Genomic DNA, 528 nt, shown 5'->3' on the forward strand with positions numbered 1-528 from the left:
ACCGTAGGGGAACCTGCGGTTGGATCACCTCCTTACCTCAGATACGCATTGCGCAGTGTCCACACAGATTGTCTGATAGAAAGTAACGAGCAAATAAGGCCGGACTGAGAAATTAGTCGGGCTTTAGTACCTTGTTGGGTCTGTAGCTCAGGTGGTTAGAGCGCACCCCTGATAAGGGTGAGGTCGGTGGTTCAAGTCCACTCAGACCCACCAACTCATCCTCATACTGCGTTACAGGCACACTCGTTTATACCCATAAACGTCGCGTGACTGCGCCTGGTCTGAGAATGAGTTATGCCGATAAGGTATTTTGCTTTTTATATGGGGCTATAGCTCAGCTGGGAGAGCGCCTGCCTTGCACGCAGGAGGTCAGCGGTTCGATCCCGCTTAGCTCCACCATATAAAACTATTTCAAAACGTACTGCGGTCGCAAGATACAGTGTGTTGTGAAATATTGCTCTTTAACAATCTGGAACAAGCTGAAAATTGAAACAATACAGCTGAAACTTATCTCTCCGTAGAAGTACT

General features: G+C 47.9%; 2 tRNA genes. Both read left to right on the plus strand.

Features of this window, described 5'->3' with window-relative positions:
- Positions 1-136 precede the first annotated feature (136 nt).
- Positions 137-213, plus strand: a tRNA-Ile gene (locus tag FTA91_RS05905).
- Positions 214-323: 110 nt separating this feature from the next.
- Positions 324-399 (plus strand) — tRNA-Ala (locus FTA91_RS05910).
- Positions 400-528 lie beyond the last annotated feature (129 nt).

It is taken from the genome of Yersinia thracica (assembly GCF_902170565.1).
Classification (GTDB): domain Bacteria; phylum Pseudomonadota; class Gammaproteobacteria; order Enterobacterales; family Enterobacteriaceae; genus Yersinia; species Yersinia thracica.